Source organism: Sulfitobacter sp. HI0040 (assembly GCF_001634885.1).
Classification (GTDB): Bacteria; Pseudomonadota; Alphaproteobacteria; order Rhodobacterales; family Rhodobacteraceae; genus Sulfitobacter.
In genome coordinates, this window is sequence record NZ_LWEX01000334.1 from 1 (window position 1) to 238 (window position 238).

At 55.9% G+C, this 238-nt stretch carries 1 protein-coding gene; it reads right to left on the minus strand.

Going from position 1 to position 238, the window contains the following annotated elements; translation table 11 throughout:
- On the minus strand, positions 1-211 hold a 211-nt coding region (locus A3728_RS14805), incomplete at its 3' end, for a P-II family nitrogen regulator (RefSeq protein ID WP_150120830.1).
- Between the last annotated feature and the right edge of the window lie 27 nt (positions 212-238).

Here is a 238-nt window from a genome sequence, read left to right on the forward strand (position 1 = left end):
CGACCTGATCGTCATCCAGTACGACCTCGATCTTCACCTTGGGCAGAAAATCGACGACATATTCCGCGCCGCGGTAAAGTTCGGTGTGGCCCTTCTGACGGCCGAAGCCCTTGACCTCGATCACCGAAAGCCCCTGAACGCCGACCTCCTGCAAGGCCTCTTTGACCTCGTCCAGTTTGAAGGGTTTGATAATGGCTTCGATCTTCTTCATGATGTCATCCTGCTGTTGCGCGCGTGC